The following is a 14,292-nucleotide window of genomic DNA, read 5'->3' as shown; positions in this document are numbered from 1 at the left end:
CCATTTAATTCCATCAGGAGTGTTTGCAGCATGTCTTTCCTCGATCAGTTAATCAGCAACACCGTGCGGTCCGATGTGCGGGCCGTCAAAAGCTACCAGGTAGCCGATGCCAGCGGTTACATCAAACTCGATGCGATGGAAAACCCGTATCCGCTGCCGCAGCATTTGCGCGAGGAACTGGGCGCGCGCCTGGCCGGCGTGGCGCTGAACCGCTATCCGCCGTCCTACGCCAGCTTGCAGGCGGCCATCTGCGCCAAGCTGGGCGTGCCAGACGGTTACGCCGTCATGCTGGGCAACGGTTCCGATGAACTGATCTCCATCCTGGCCATGGCTTGCGCCCACCAGGAGCAGGGACAGCGCGCCGTGCTGCTGGCCCCCGTGCCGGCCTTCGTCATGTATGCCCGTTCGGCGCAGTTTGCCGGTATGGATTTCGTCGGCGTGCCCCTGCAGGCCGACTTCAGCCTGGACCTGCCGGCCATGCTGGCGGCGATAGAACAGCACCGCCCGGCGCTGGTATTGCTCGCCTACCCGAACAACCCGACGGGCAACCTGTTTGCCAGCGCCGATATCGAGCGCATCCTGGCTGCACTCGGCGACACGGGCATCGCCGTCGTCGACGAAGCGTATGAGCCGTTCGCGCAGCGCAGCTTCATGGGCCGCCTGCCCGAATTCGAGAATCTGGTGGTGATGCGCACCGTGTCAAAACTGGGTCTGGCCGGCATTCGCCTCGGCTACATGTCGGCCGCGCCGGCCTTGCTGGCGCAGTTTGAAAAAGTGCGCCCGCCGTACAACGTCAATGTGCTGACGCAGGCGGCGGCCGAATTCGCGCTCGAGCACCTCGACGTGCTCAATGCCCAGGCGGACCTGCTCAACAGTGCGCGCGACGATCTGGCACTGCGCCTGGCGGCGCTGCCCGGCGTGACGGTGTTTCCCTCGAAGGCAAATTTTCTTCTGATTCGTGTGGCTGATGCCGACGATGTTTGCGCAAAACTGCTTGCCCGCAGGGTTTTAATTAAAAATATGAGTAAAATGCATGCTGCGCTGGTCAATTGCCTGCGCATCAGCGTCAGCACCCCGGAAGAGAATTCCCTTTTTTACGATGCCTTCAAGGCATCCCTCGTTTAGCCTATCGCCAGAGCCTCCCATGAACCGCACCGCAGAAATCACGCGCAACACCAATGAGACGCAAGTTCGCGTCGCCCTCAACCTGGACGGCACCGGCCAGCAAAAACTCAATACCGGCGTGCCCTTCCTCGACCATATGCTGGACCAGATCGCCCGCCACGGCTTGATCGACCTGGATATCGAAGCGACGGGCGACGTGCATATCGATAACCACCATACGGTGGAAGACGTGGGCATCACCTTGGGCATGGCCGTGGCCAAGGCCATCGGCGACAAGAAGGGCATCCGCCGCTACGGCCACGCGTATGTGCCGCTGGACGAGGCGCTGTCGCGCGTGGTGCTCGATTTTTCGGGCCGCCCGGGCATCGAATACCACATCCCGTTTACGCGCGCCATGATCGCCGGCTTCGACGTCGACCTGACCCTGGAATTTTTCCGCGGCTTCGTCAACCATGCGGGCGTGACCTTGCATATCGATAACTTGCGCGGCACGAATGCCCACCATCAGTGCGAAACCGTGTTCAAGGCCTTTGGCCGCGCGCTGCGCATGGCTGCCGAGCTCGACGAGCGCGCGGCCGGCATCATTCCATCGACCAAGGGCAGCCTGTAAGCGCCCGCGAACCACTGTAGATTCCGAGATCAAACATGAATAAAATTGTGGTGGTGGATTACGGCATGGGCAACCTGCGCTCGGTGGCGCAGGCCCTGCGTGCCGTGGCGCCCGACGCCGATGTGCGCATTTCCGGCGTAGCTGCCGACATCGACAGCGCCGACCGCATCGTCTTGCCGGGCCAGGGCGCCATGCCCGACTGCATGCGCAGTCTGCGCGAATCGGGCGTGCTCGAAGCGCTGCTGCGCGCGGCCGACAGCAAGCCCGTGCTGGGCGTGTGCATCGGCGAGCAAATGCTGTTTGATGGCAGCGAAGAGGGCGATGCGGCCGGCTTGGGCTTGCTGCCAGGCAAAGTCGTGCGTTTCCAGCTCGATGGCCAGGTGCAGGAAGACGGCTCGCGCTTCAAGGTGCCGCAAATGGGCTGGAACCAAGTACGGCAAACGGCGTCCCATGCGATGTGGGATGGCATAGACGACAACGCGTATTTTTACTTTGTGCACAGCTATTTTGCTCAACCTCAAGAGGCGGCGCACACGGTGGGCGAGACTGTCTATGGCGCGCCGTTCGCGTGCGCCGTCGCGCGTGATAATATTTTCGCGACACAGTTTCATCCTGAAAAAAGTGCTGCCGCTGGCTTGCAGCTGTACCAGAACTTCGTTCACTGGCAACCCTGACGTACCTTTTGATGTACCTTCGTGGCCTTTCCGGCTTCGCTTCTCACTCACTCTGATACCACACTGACCATGCTGCTTATTCCCGCCATCGACCTGAAAGACGGTCACTGCGTACGCCTGAAACAAGGCGATATGGAACTTGCCACCGTATTTTCCGAAGACCCGGCCGAGATGGCCCGCCATTGGCTGATGCAAGGCGCGCGCCGGCTGCACCTGGTCGACCTGAACGGTGCCTTTGCCGGCAAGCCGAAGAACGAAGGCGCCGTGAAAGCCATCCTCAAGGCCGTGCAGGATTTCGCTGTGGAAAACGACATCGAGGAAATCCCCGTGCAGCTGGGCGGCGGCATCCGCGACCTCGATACCATCGAGCGCTACCTCGACGCCGGCATCACCTACGTCATCATCGGCACGGCGGCCGTGAAAAGCCCCGGCTTCCTGCACGACGCCTGCGGCGCCTTCCCGGGTCACATCATCGTCGGCCTCGATGCCAAGGATGGCAAAGTGGCAACGGATGGATGGAGCAAGATGTCGGGCCACGAAGTGATCGACTTGGCGAAAAAATTCGAAGCCTATGGCGTCGAATCGATTATCTATACGGATATCGGCCGCGACGGCATGATGGGCGGCATCAATATCGAAGCCACCGTCAAGCTGGCGCAAGCGGTCAAAATCCCCGTCATCGCTTCGGGTGGCCTGCACAATATCGGCGACGTGGAAGCATTGTGCGCGGTCCAGGCCGAAGGCATCGAAGGCGTGATCTGCGGCCGTTCCATCTATGAAGGCACGATCGACCTGGCGCAAGCGCAGGAACGCGCCGATGAACTGACCGACGCCGCCGTTTAAGCCAGCCCGGCCGGGGCGTGCGCGTGCATGCCTGGCCTGGCGACAATCTGGATACCATCATGCTTGCAAAACGTATCATCCCCTGCCTCGACGTGACCAATGGCCGCGTCGTCAAAGGTGTCAACTTCACGCAATTGCGCGACGCCGGCGACCCGGTGGAAATTGCCCGTCGTTATGACGAGCAGGGTGCCGATGAAATCACTTTCCTCGACATTACCGCGTCCAGCGACAACCGCGGCCTGATCTTCGACATCATCGAAGCCGTGGCGTCGCAAGTGTTCATTCCGCTGACCGTGGGCGGCGGCGTGCGCGTGGTGGAAGACGTGCGCCGCCTGCTCAACGCGGGCGCCGACAAGGTCAGCATCAACACCTCGGCCGTGACGAACCCGCAACTGGTGTACGAGGCATCCCAAAAGCACGGCTCGCAATGCATCGTCGTGGCCATCGATGCCAAGCAGGTGTCGCCCGGCAAGTGGGAAGTGTTTACCCATGGCGGACGCACTGCCACCGGCCTGGACGCGTTCGCATGGGCGCGTAAAATGGAAAGCCTGGGCGCCGGAGAAATCTTGCTCACCAGCATGGACCGCGATGGCACCAAGGTGGGGTTCGACCTGGGCTTGACGCGTGGCGTATCCGATGCCGTCAGCATTCCCGTGATCGCCTCGGGCGGCGTGGGCGGCTTGCAAGACTTGGTCGACGGCATCAAGGTGGGGCGCGCGGATGCCGTGCTGGCCGCCAGCATCTTCCATTATGGCCAGCACACGGTACAGGAAGCCAAGCGCTTCATGGCGCAGCAGGGCATCCCCATGCGCCTGGCGTAAACAAAATAGTACCCAGGATACAGAACATGCAAAACGCAACGATCGTAGCAAGCAATGCCAAGTGGCTGAAAAAGGTCAAATGGGACGAGCACGGCCTGGTGCCCGTGATCGCGCAGGAAGCGGGCAGTAATGACGTGCTGATGTTTGCCTGGATGAACCGTGACGCGCTGGCGCGCACGGTGGAGTTGGGTGAAGCCGTGTACTGGAGCCGTTCGCGCAAGAAACTCTGGCACAAGGGGGAAGAGTCCGGCCATACGCAAAAGGTGCTGGAAATCCGCCTCGATTGCGATGAAGACGTGGTCTTGTTGAAAATCGAGCAAGCCGGCGGCATCGCCTGCCATACGGGCCGCCACTCGTGTTTCTTCCAGAAATTCGACGGCGATGAAAAAACGGGAGAATGGCAGATCACCGACCCCGTCCTGAAAGACCCTGACACGATTTACGCGGAAAGCAAGACCAAATGAGTGAAACCTTGAAGCGCCTGGCCGCCGTGATCGAATCGCGCAAGCCGGCCAACGGCGGCGACCCCGCCACGTCCTATGTCGCGCGCCTGTTTGCCAAGGGCGATGACGCCATCCTGAAAAAAATCGGCGAAGAAGCCACGGAAACGGTGATGGCCGCCAAGGATGCGCGGCGCGACAACGACCCGTCGAAGGTCCTGTACGAGTGCGCCGACCTGTGGTTTCACTCGCTGGTGATGCTGGCGCAGTTCGACCTGACGCCGCAGCAGGTGCTCGACGAGCTGGCGCGCCGTGAAGGTTTGTCGGGCCTCGAAGAAAAGGCGGCACGCAAGGATGAACTGCGCGACGCCGGCGAAACAGACAAACATTGACCTACTGGAGCGTGCATGGATAACTGTATTTTTTGCAAGATTGCTGCAAAACAAATTCCTTCTTCCATCGTGTATGAAGACGACGACTTGTTGGCCTTCAAGGACATCAACCCGGCCGCCCCCGTGCATTTGCTGCTGATTCCGAAGCGCCACGTGGCCAGCCTGTCCGACTGCGACGATAGCCATGCGGAAATGCTGGGCAAGTTGCTGCGCCTGGCGCCGAAGCTTGCAGCCGAGTTCGACTGCGCCGTCAGCTATGAGGCCGATGGCACGCCTGCCGGCGGCTTCAAGACCATGATCAACAGTGGCCCGGACGGCGGGCAAGAGGTGTATCACCTGCACATGCATGTGTACGGCGGTCCCCGTCCCTGGCGCGGCCAGCACTGATTTCGCCGCGCGCCGGGTTCGCGTGTATACTACCGGCATTAGTTGACGCTATTCGGGCACCGTCCCGCAAGGAGAATGTGATGGGTTCATTGAGTATTTGGCACTGGGTGATCGTTCTGGTCATTGTCATGCTGGTCTTCGGCACCAAGAAACTGGGCAATATCGGCGGTGATATCGGCAAGGCCGTCAAAGGCTTCAAGGATGGCGTCAAGGGCGAAGATGACGCCCCGGCAGCCAATACCCCTCCTGCTGCGCCATCGCAAGTGGCCGACAAAAGCACCATCGACGTCGAGACGAAAGAGAAAAGCAAGTTCTGATAGCGTGGCGGGGCGCTTGCCTCGTCCGGTAACAGCCCTTGTCAGCTTATGATCGATCTCGGTCTCTCTAAAATCGCCATCATCGGCGTGGTTGCGTTGATAGTCATTGGCCCTGAAAAGTTGCCGAGAGTAGCACGCATGGCCGGCACCCTGTATGGCCGTGCGCAACGCTACCTGAATCAGGTGAAATCCGAAGTCTCGCGCGAAATTGAGCTGGAAGAGCTGAAAAACCTGCAGAAAGACGTGCAGGATGCAGCTCATTCAGTCAAGCAAAGCGTGGAGAAGTCCATGCATGGCGTGGAAAACTCCATCTCCGGCAACCTGGCCGAGGTGGAAAACGCCTGGCGTGGCGATTCCAGCTCGTATGATGGGCACCACGATGCCCATGAAGCAATGCTGCGCGCCACCAACGAAGACCTGGCCCGCAAGGCGCGCGAATTTCGCCGCAAGAAGCTGGTGCGCAATGCCGCCATCCCTGGCTGGTACAAGCAGCGTCATGGCGGCAAGCAGCACGTGCAGTCGGCGGCCGCTCGCGTGGCGCGTTTCCGTCCGCGCGCCACTTCCTCCTCCTTTTACTCATGAGTAGCAAATCCCCGGTGGAAGAAACCTTTATCTCGCATCTGGTCGAGCTGCGCAACCGCCTAGTCAAGGCCTCGATCGGCATCGCCGTCGTCTGCGCCGTGCTGTTCTATTGGCCCGGCCCCTCGCAGATCTATGATTTTATTGCCGCACCGATGATCGCCTCGCTGCCGACCGGCTCGAAAATGATCGCCACCGGCGTCATTTCACCGTTTCTGGTGCCGATGAAAGTGACGCTGATGATCGCCTTCATCGTCGCCTTGCCCTGGGTCCTGTACCAGATGTGGGCCTTTATCGCGCCCGGCCTGTACACGCATGAAAAGCGCCTGATCGCGCCGCTGGTCATCTCGTCTTCCCTGCTGTTCATCGCCGGCGTGGCCTTCTGCTATTTCTTTGTGTTTGGCCGCGTGTTCCACTTCATCAGCGACTTTTCGCCATCGTCGATCGCCGTCATGCCCGATATCGAAAACTACCTCGATTTCGTCATGTCGATGTGCCTTGCCTTTGGCGCCACGTTCGAGGTGCCCGTGGTGGTGGTGATCCTCGTGCGCATGGGCTTGGTTACTATCGCGAAACTCAAGGAAGTGCGTCCCTACATCATCGTCGGCGCCTTCGTGATTGCCGCCATCGTTACGCCGCCGGACGTGGTCAGCCAGTTCTCGCTGGCCATTCCCATGTGCCTGCTGTTCGAGCTGGGCCTGCTGGTGGCGCCCATCTTCGTCAGGGCCACTCAGGCGCCGGAAGAAGCGTCCTAGACGCGTTCCAGACGCTGCCACGCAAAAGCCGCTGTCCTCCGCCAGGAGCAGCGGCTTTTTTCATGTGAAAACGTCAGTGGGTGCTTACTGCAGCATCAGCTTGCTCAAAATGCCCAGGTTCAGCAGGATCAGGGTGCTCATCATCCAGTAGACATGCTTCATGTCCGCGCCATGGCGTAAGTCCATGCGTTCCAGGCGGGCATCGATTTTTTGCTCAACGAGCTTGATTTCCCCGAGCACGTTATGCTCTAGCACCGCCAACTCTCCATGGACGACCACGGCCGTGCCCAGCACGTCGCCCAGGGCCGAGGCATGCGCTTCGGCTTGCGTGGTGGGAACGCCCGCTGACGCGAGACGTTTGGCGTAGTCAAGGGTATCGAAGTGGATGGGCATATGCATGGACGCTCCTGATTACCAGCCTAGCAGAAAAATCGGCAATTGCCAGTGAGGAGAGCTGCACCTGCCTTCACGTCAGCGTAGAACGTATCAGGCAGGGTCGTTTGCGGTGGCGCAAACGGATGCAAAAAGGGCGCCGCAGCGCCCTTTGCAAGCGGATGGCGAGCGCCGCTTAATTCATCAACTCCTTGATGACTTTCACGGGCGCGCTGCCGTAGCTGAGGAATTGCTCATGGAAATCCTTCAGCACGAATTTGTTGCCCAACGCTTGCTTGCGCTGTTCGCGCAAGTCCATGATTTCGCTGTAACCGCTGAAATAGCTGGTCAGTTGCACCGAGCTCAACTGCACGCGGCGCCATTTTTCCGTCGCTTCACGCTTGGTCTGGAAGGCCTGGCGCGTCAGCAGGTCGAGCGCCTGCTCTTGCGTCATGCCCAGCACGTGCACACTGTAGTCGAGGATGGTGTTGGTGACGCTGCGCAAATTCCACTTCGAATACATCAGCCACATTTCCGGCGCGTTATTGCCATAGCCCGATTCCAGCATCATGCGCTCGCCATACACGGCCCAGCCTTCGATCATGGCGCCGTTGCCAAAGATGGACTTGACCAGCGAGGGCGACTTGTTGGCGTACACCAGCTGCGTGTAATGGCCGGGGATGGCTTCGTGGATGTTCAGGATCTGCAAGATCCAGTGGTTGTATTCGCGCAAGCTGCTTTCCGCCTGTTCCGGCGTTTCGCCATCGAGCGGCGTCACGTTGTAATAGGTACGGTCCTGCGGACGGTAGGGGCCGGGCGCTTCGATGCTGGCGCCGGCCACGCCGCGCTGGTAAGCGGGCGTTTCACGCACGACCAGCGGCTTTTTCGGGTCCATCGTCAGCAGGTTGTGGCTGGTCACCCAGTCCTGCAATTCCGGGATCTGGCGGCGGATTTCCGGCACGAAATCGGCGGCGGCCACATGCTTGCTGGATAGCTTGTCGATTACCATGCCGATCTTCGCCGTGCGATCCGCCGGCTTGGCCGTGGCGCCCATGGTTTTCACCCACAGTTCGTCGGACAGGCTATCCATGTGTTCGAGCAACTTTTCGCGCGCGGCCAGGGCTTTCTGGTACATCTGCTCGGCGCTCACGCTGGCCTGGATATCGTAGGCAAATTTCTGCTCGTACAAGTCCTTGCCGATGCGGAAAGAGCGCGCATTGCCGTTCTGCGCCAGCGTGGCATCCTGTTCCGTCAGCCAGGCAGCATAGCCTTGCACGGCCGTGCGGGCCGCGGCGATGCGCGCGTTGTACAGCTGCTTTTCCGCCGGCGTCAGGATGGAACCCTGTGCCGTCTTGTTCAGGTCGTCAAGTACGCTGAGCACGCCAGCGCTCTGGGCGATGGCCAGCTGCGTGTGTTCGCGTGTGGGGTTGACGATGCTGGCACGCGCTGCCGCATAGTATTGCGGCACGGTGGCGATGCGCTTGAGCAAGGTGCGCAGGCGCTGCGGCTGCGCCGCGTACTCCGTGTTCAGGATGAAGTCGATGGACCCGGCCACGTTGTACTGGGCAGGGTTCCATTCGAATTCGCGGAAAGTGGTCAGATACCAGCGGTCCGATTGCAGTTTATTCGTCAGCAAGGCCAGGTCGGTGCGTTGCTTGTCCGACATTTTGCTGGCATTCAGCTTGCCGAACTTGCCCAGCCATTCTTCGATGAAGGCCAGTTGCTTCTGGCGGCTGGCCGCGTCGGGGATGCTCAGGTTGGCGGCGCCATCGTACTTGCCGACCGAAATCGCGCTTTCCGGATCCAGGCGCCACAGGGCCGTGAGGAATTGGCCGCTCAGATTATTCATGGAACGGTCGCTGCTGTTCTCGCTGGCGACCGCGGCGACCGTGGCTGCGGTGGCGGCACTGACGAAAGCCACTTTGTTGGCGACGGTTTTTTTCTTGCTGCTGGTACTGGCCTTGCCGTTCTTCTGCGCCTTCTTGGCGGCGCTGGCCGGTGTCAGGGTAAAGGCCAGCATCAATGCGGCGAGCGCAATTTTGTTTTTTATTAGCATAGTTTATCTCTTGAATATTTTGTTGTTTGTTCTAATCTAAAAATAATAAACTGATAATATAAGTAACAAACAACTATTGAAAGGTTGGCTTTGCTTGCCAGAGCGGCCAAAGATTAGCATTAATTGCCGCGCTTGCGCAGTTTTTTGCCCGTCTGCCAGTCCGCTAGACGACGATGGCGCTGCCTTGTAGCATCTCTTGATGGCGTGCATTCAAGGTCGCCACGGCATCCTTGCCGCGCGCCATGCCGGTGGCGTGGATTTCGATGTCTTGCGTGTAGCGCTGGCTGACGCGCACCGTGTAGGACTGGAACAACCAGCTCCAGAAATTGGTTTCATAGACGGCTTCATCCATGTCGCGCCATTTGACGCCCATGAGTTTCTTTTTCCACGGCAAGATGCCGGATGCCAGCCAGACGCCCGCTTCGTCGTAATACAGCTGATAGCTGCGTATCGTCAGCAGGCGGTAGGCGACGATCAGGGCTGAGCCGATCAGCACCACGAAGGCAGCGCGCGCGTTGTACTTGAAGGCCAGCGGCAGGGCGGCAAAAAATAGCAGCACGGCAATGATGAAAGTGCTGACGTAGGCGGTCCAGGATTTGCCGCACAAAAAGGTGGCGCGCTGGCCGGCGCTGGTGGCGATAAAGTCGGTCATGGGGCAAGAAAAAAGAACGGAAAAACGATCATCGCATGGAACGCCGTTTCCCCGTTCATTTTTTCAATCTCATTGCTTCAACCCTTCCTGCAGCATGCCCAGCATGTCATTGGCCGACATGCGCGCAGCCGCGTCGCTGCCTTCCAGCAAGCTGTCGGCCAGGTCGCGCTTATGCTGGTGCAATTCGACGATGCCCTCTTCGATCGTGTGTTTCGCCACCAGCCGGTAAATGGTGACGGGGCGCAATTGCCCCATGCGGTGGGCGCGGTCGGAGGCCTGGTCTTCCACGGCCGGATTCCACCACGGATCCATGTGGATCACGTAATCGGCTGCCGTCAAATTGATGCCCATGCCGCCCGCCTTCAGGCTGATCAGGAAAACATCGCCTTCTCCCGCCTGGAAGGCATCCACCCGGCGCTTGCGCTCCTGCATGGGCGTACTGCCGTCGAGATACTGGTAGCTGACGCCATGCTGCTCCAGATGCTGGCGGATCAGGGTCAAATGGTCGACGAACTGGCTGAAGACGAGCACCTTGTGGCGGTTTTCCAGCAAGCCCGACAGCAACTGCGCGAAGGCTGCCAGCTTGCTGCTGGCCAGGCCCAGCTCCGGTGCCACCAGCTGCGGATTGCAGCAGGCACGGCGCAGCTTCATGATTTCCGCCAGGATCTGGATGGCTTTTTTCGACGCCGGCCCTTCCACCATGGCCAGCTTTTCCAGCGCTTCGCGGCGCAAGGATTCGTACAGCGCCGTTTCCTGCGGCGACAGTTCCACTTCCAGCACGATTTCCGTGCGTGACGGCAATTCCGACAGCACTTGCGTCTTCGTGCGGCGCAAGATGAAGGGCGCGATCAAGCGACGCAGCCGCAAGCGCGCGCCGGCCGCCGCGCGCTTGTCCTGATCTTTCTCAATCGGCCCCGCGAAGCGCAGGTTGAACTGGTCGAGGGTGCCCAGCAAACCGGGGTTGATGAAGCGGAACAGATTCCACAATTCGCCCAGGTGGTTTTCCAGCGGGGTGCCGCTGGCCACCATGCGGAAATCGCCTTGCAAGGCCATCACGGCTTGCGAGCGCTTGGTGGCGCCATTCTTGATGGCTTGCGCTTCGTCGAGCACGATGGTATGCCAGCGCACGCCGGCAAACAGGGTCGCTTCCTGCTGCAGCAAACCGTAGCTGGCCACCACCACGTCGAACGGCTGCAATGTTTCCAGCATGTCGGCCCGGTCGCCGCTGCCGAACAGTTTCACGTTCAGGGTGGGCGCGAAGCGCTGCGCTTCGCTGATCCAGTTCATGCACACGGACGTCGGGGCGACGACCAGCGTGGGGCCGTTCGGCGCGCGCGCCAGGATCAGGGCCAGCGCCTGTAAAGTCTTGCCGAGTCCCATGTCGTCAGCCAGGCAGGCGCCCACGCCCCAGTGCGCCAAGCGCGCCAGCCACTGGTAGCCAGCCAGCTGGTAGTCGCGCAAGTCCGCCTGCAAGGTGCTGGGCAACTGCGGCGTAAAATCGTCGAGGGCGCGCAGGCGCAGCAAGTGTTCGCGCCACAATTTGTCGGCCTTCACGCCGCCCGCGTCGTTGGCCAGCTCTTCCAGCGCGAAGGCGGCCAGCGGGTGGATATGCACGCCATCGGCATGCACCTCGCCATACGCGGCCAGCTCTGACAGGCGCCGGTGCAATTCGTCGCTGAGGGCCAGGAATTGGTTGTCGCCCAGGGCCACGAAGCGGCTTTTATTGTTTTGCATCAAATCGAGCAAGGCGCGCAAATCCATCACCTTGTCTTCATCGATCTGCACTTCGCCACTGGCGGCAAACCAGTCTTTTTCGCTCTTGATATTCAAGCGCATCTGGCCGCTGTCGATGCGTTTTGACACGCGCATGGTTTCGCCTTCGGGCCAGGCCAGCACAATACCGGAGCCGATAGCGGCCGCGTCCAGCGCTTGCAACTCGACCAACAATTGCAAGCCCAGCGCAGGCTGGCCCAGCAGCCACTCGCCATGTTCCTCTTCCGCCTCTTCCAGCACCAGGCAACGACCGATGAGCTGGCGCTGTGCTTCGCGTTCCGCGTTCAGGTCGCGCCGCGCCTGCACGGCCCGGCCCGCCACGTCGGCAAATACGCTTTCGGCGCCGCTGCCGGGCGCGTAATAGGCGCCATTGTCGAGCAAGGGGCGCACTAAAATCTGCATTTTCAAGCCCTGCTGGTAAGGCAGCAGGTGCACATGCAGGCGGTGGTCGGCCGTGATCGCTTCCGCGTCGCCGGCGCCGCCGCCGATGTCCGATTGCACGGTGACCATCGAGGAGATGGCGCCGATCGCTTGCATCACCTGTTTTTCCGCATGCAGGGGCACGGACAGGCCCAGGCCCACGATGGCGCCGATGCGCCGGTGCTCGTCAAGGATGTGCACCACGCGCAAGCGCGTCGGCGTCTCGCGCTGCACCACCACATTGCTGCCGCTGTCGGGCAGGGGCGGCTGCATGCCCAGCCACAGCTGCCCCTCGTGCGATTTGATCAGGAGTTCGGGCGCGCCGGCGATCAGTTCCACGCGCGTCTCGGGATGGTCGAGCCAGAAGACGAGCGGGTGGCCCACCAGCAAAATGGCGGCCTTGTCGAGCTCGATTTCATAGCGGGGTGCCGATGAATAGTACTGTTTGAAGGGCGCGAGGCTGCCGGCTGCGCGCGCGTCTTGCGGCGTGAGGAAATCGATGTCGCCCGCCTCTTCGGCCAGGCGTTTCAAGCCCATGGCGCGGCCCTTGCTCCAGCCGCCGCGCGCATCGCGCTTCTGCTCGCGCACTTCCACGGCCGTCAAGCCGAAGCGCGGGTCGAATGCCACCAGCCATACCAGGCGCGAGACGCTGCCCGCCGCTTCGGCGGGCGCGCTCTGTTGCAGGTTGATGAGGGCGCTCAGCTGGCGCTGCCACGCTTCCTGGCGCTCGAACCACGGCGCCATGTCCGTCAAGCCGTGCTGCGCCCGCTTGGCCGTTGCATAGCGCTCCTGCTGCGGCTCGCCCATCAAGCCCAGCAAGCCGGCCGCTTGCGCGGCGATCAAATCGTAGCCGGCGGCGTCGGCTTGCTGCACCACCGATCGCAGTTGATCCTTGCGTTCGCTCAATTGCGGTAGCGCCAGCCAGTAGTACAGCAAGGCCTGGAATAGCTGCGCCTGCAGTCCCGTTTCCCAGCTGCGCGTGGGGATGCTTTCCGCCAGTTGCACGCCGGCGCGCACCAGGCGCAAGGTGTTGAGTTGCTGGTAGACGATGCTGTCGTGGTTCGGCTGCGCGTGCAGCGCGATATCGAGATAGGTCTCCGCGTTTTTCAGCAGCTTGGCATCATTGCCGCGCAGCAGGGCCAGCACGTACAGGTGGCCGCCGATGCCCGTAAAGCACAGCTTGCGCTTGCCCGCTTCCTTGCGCAAGCCTTTCAAGGCTGTTTCAAAGCCCGCCAATGCGTGCGCATGTTCGCCGCGCAAGAGGGCGATGCTGCTGTCGACAAACAGCGCCTGCGGCCCCTGCTGGCCCGCCAGGTAACGCGCGGCCGCGTCGAGTTCGCCGCACAGCAGGGCGTCTTCGGCCAATGCCAACGGCAGGGCGGCGCCGATATGGTCGCCAGCGGCCGCCTGGCGCGCATGGTGGGCGCGCGCGTAGGTGCGGATGGCGTGCGCCGTGGCCGGCTCGCGCGGGGCATTGCCCAGCAGCACGGCCAGAATGTCATCCTGCAGTTGCGGCATGACAAAAGACAGCATCTCCGGCTCGAACGGCCGGCCGAAAATCTCGATCAGCGGATGCAGCTGCTGCGCTTCATAGCACGCCATGCAAGCGGCCAGGATGGCAGCCACGTGGCGCACCTCGTCATTGCGCAAGAGGGCGATGCGCAGGCGCGCCACGCCTTGCCGGTAGCTGCGCAATTCCACATAACCATCCCAGTTGCGGCGCACGGGGTTGATCAGCTCGATGGCCTGGCACAGGTCACGAAACACCAGGTGCTCGATGGCGGCCCGCATGGCGGGCCAGCGCAGCTTGGCTTCGCAGGCAAAGCCCCGTCCCACTACTTCGGACGCCAGCGCGTGCCGCGTCAAATGTTGCAGCATGCCCGTGACGGTGAGCAGGGCAAACGGCGTGCCGTCCGGCTCGACGACATTGGCGCGCTGCAAGTGTTCATACACGGCATGCTTGCCGACCGGTTCGCCCGCGATGGCCAGCAAGGCCAGGATCATCTGTTCGTGCTGCTCCAGGGCGGCGAACTCGTCCAGCATGAGTTGGTCTGAATGCGGGTCTGAATGCGGGTC

General features: G+C 61.2%; 15 protein-coding genes. 11 read left to right on the top strand and 4 right to left on the bottom strand.

Going from position 1 to position 14,292, the window contains the following annotated elements:
* Positions 1 to 30 precede the first annotated feature (30 nt).
* From hisC to tatC, 11 genes are all read left to right on the top strand, one after another.
* The gene (gene hisC / locus ACP7DE_RS21325; RefSeq protein WP_426073959.1) at positions 31 to 1,125 is read left to right on the top strand and encodes a histidinol-phosphate transaminase; all 1,095 of its coding nucleotides are present in this window, start codon (positions 31 to 33) and stop codon (positions 1,123 to 1,125) included.
* A 19-nt stretch (positions 1,126 to 1,144) separates the two neighbouring features.
* Positions 1,145 to 1,735, top strand: a complete 591-nt coding sequence (gene hisB, locus ACP7DE_RS21320; RefSeq protein ID WP_010402123.1) for an imidazoleglycerol-phosphate dehydratase HisB — start codon at positions 1,145 to 1,147, stop codon at positions 1,733 to 1,735.
* Between the two features lie 35 nt (positions 1,736 to 1,770).
* Positions 1,771 to 2,409 carry an imidazole glycerol phosphate synthase subunit HisH gene (gene hisH, locus ACP7DE_RS21315; RefSeq protein ID WP_426073958.1) on the top strand — a complete coding sequence of 213 codons (639 nt, stop codon included), beginning with the start codon at positions 1,771 to 1,773 and terminating at the stop codon, positions 2,407 to 2,409.
* Between the two features lie 69 nt (positions 2,410 to 2,478).
* The gene (gene hisA, locus ACP7DE_RS21310) at positions 2,479 to 3,252 is read left to right on the top strand and encodes a 1-(5-phosphoribosyl)-5-[(5-phosphoribosylamino)methylideneamino]imidazole-4-carboxamide isomerase (protein WP_426073957.1); all 774 of its coding nucleotides are present in this window, start codon (positions 2,479 to 2,481) and stop codon (positions 3,250 to 3,252) included.
* A 59-nt stretch (positions 3,253 to 3,311) separates the two neighbouring features.
* Positions 3,312 to 4,073 (top strand): imidazole glycerol phosphate synthase subunit HisF, encoded by a 762-nt coding sequence (gene hisF, locus ACP7DE_RS21305; RefSeq protein WP_426073956.1) that lies wholly within the window; start codon positions 3,312 to 3,314, stop codon positions 4,071 to 4,073.
* A 26-nt stretch (positions 4,074 to 4,099) separates the two neighbouring features.
* The gene (gene hisI, locus ACP7DE_RS21300) at positions 4,100 to 4,537 is read left to right on the top strand and encodes a phosphoribosyl-AMP cyclohydrolase (protein ID WP_426073955.1); all 438 of its coding nucleotides are present in this window, start codon (positions 4,100 to 4,102) and stop codon (positions 4,535 to 4,537) included.
* The gene (locus ACP7DE_RS21295; protein WP_071326066.1) at positions 4,534 to 4,905 is read left to right on the top strand and encodes a phosphoribosyl-ATP diphosphatase; all 372 of its coding nucleotides are present in this window, start codon (positions 4,534 to 4,536) and stop codon (positions 4,903 to 4,905) included. Before hisI ends, ACP7DE_RS21295 begins: the two co-directional genes overlap by 4 nt.
* A gap of 15 nt (positions 4,906 to 4,920) precedes the next feature.
* Positions 4,921 to 5,292 carry a histidine triad nucleotide-binding protein gene (locus ACP7DE_RS21290; protein ID WP_426073954.1) on the top strand — a complete coding sequence of 124 codons (372 nt, stop codon included), beginning with the start codon at positions 4,921 to 4,923 and terminating at the stop codon, positions 5,290 to 5,292.
* Positions 5,293 to 5,372: 80 nt separating this feature from the next.
* Positions 5,373 to 5,609 (top strand): Sec-independent protein translocase subunit TatA, encoded by a 237-nt coding sequence (gene tatA, locus ACP7DE_RS21285; RefSeq protein WP_034780931.1) that lies wholly within the window; start codon positions 5,373 to 5,375, stop codon positions 5,607 to 5,609.
* A 48-nt stretch (positions 5,610 to 5,657) separates the two neighbouring features.
* A complete protein-coding gene (tatB, locus tag ACP7DE_RS21280) occupies positions 5,658 to 6,191 on the top strand; it encodes a Sec-independent protein translocase protein TatB (protein ID WP_426073953.1) in 534 nt (177 codons plus the stop codon).
* A complete protein-coding gene (tatC, locus tag ACP7DE_RS21275) occupies positions 6,188 to 6,943 on the top strand; it encodes a twin-arginine translocase subunit TatC (RefSeq protein ID WP_426073952.1) in 756 nt (251 codons plus the stop codon). Before tatB ends, tatC begins: the two co-directional genes overlap by 4 nt.
* Positions 6,944 to 7,027: 84 nt before the next feature.
* Here tatC and ACP7DE_RS21270 read toward each other — a convergent pair whose 3' ends face one another.
* The 4 genes from ACP7DE_RS21270 to ACP7DE_RS21255 form a co-directional block, all read right to left on the bottom strand.
* Positions 7,028 to 7,342, bottom strand: a complete 315-nt coding sequence (locus tag ACP7DE_RS21270) for a hypothetical protein (protein WP_426073951.1) — start codon at positions 7,340 to 7,342, stop codon at positions 7,028 to 7,030.
* A gap of 169 nt (positions 7,343 to 7,511) precedes the next feature.
* Positions 7,512 to 9,371, bottom strand: coding sequence for a DUF885 domain-containing protein (locus ACP7DE_RS21265; protein ID WP_426073950.1), 1,860 nt, complete (start codon positions 9,369 to 9,371; stop codon positions 7,512 to 7,514).
* A gap of 163 nt (positions 9,372 to 9,534) precedes the next feature.
* Complete coding sequence (locus tag ACP7DE_RS21260) at positions 9,535 to 10,023, bottom strand: hypothetical protein (RefSeq protein ID WP_426073949.1); 489 nt, start codon at positions 10,021 to 10,023, stop codon at positions 9,535 to 9,537.
* A 69-nt stretch (positions 10,024 to 10,092) separates the two neighbouring features.
* Positions 10,093 to 14,259 (bottom strand): SNF2-related protein, encoded by a 4,167-nt coding sequence (locus ACP7DE_RS21255; RefSeq protein ID WP_426073948.1) that lies wholly within the window; start codon positions 14,257 to 14,259, stop codon positions 10,093 to 10,095.
* Between the last annotated feature and the right edge of the window lie 33 nt (positions 14,260 to 14,292).

It is taken from the genome of Janthinobacterium sp. DSP2-3-3, assembly GCF_049897325.1.
Classification (GTDB): Bacteria; Pseudomonadota; Gammaproteobacteria; order Burkholderiales; family Burkholderiaceae_D; genus Janthinobacterium.
The sequence above is the reverse complement of the archived record's forward strand: the minus strand, read 5'-3'. Positions and strand labels throughout refer to the sequence as shown.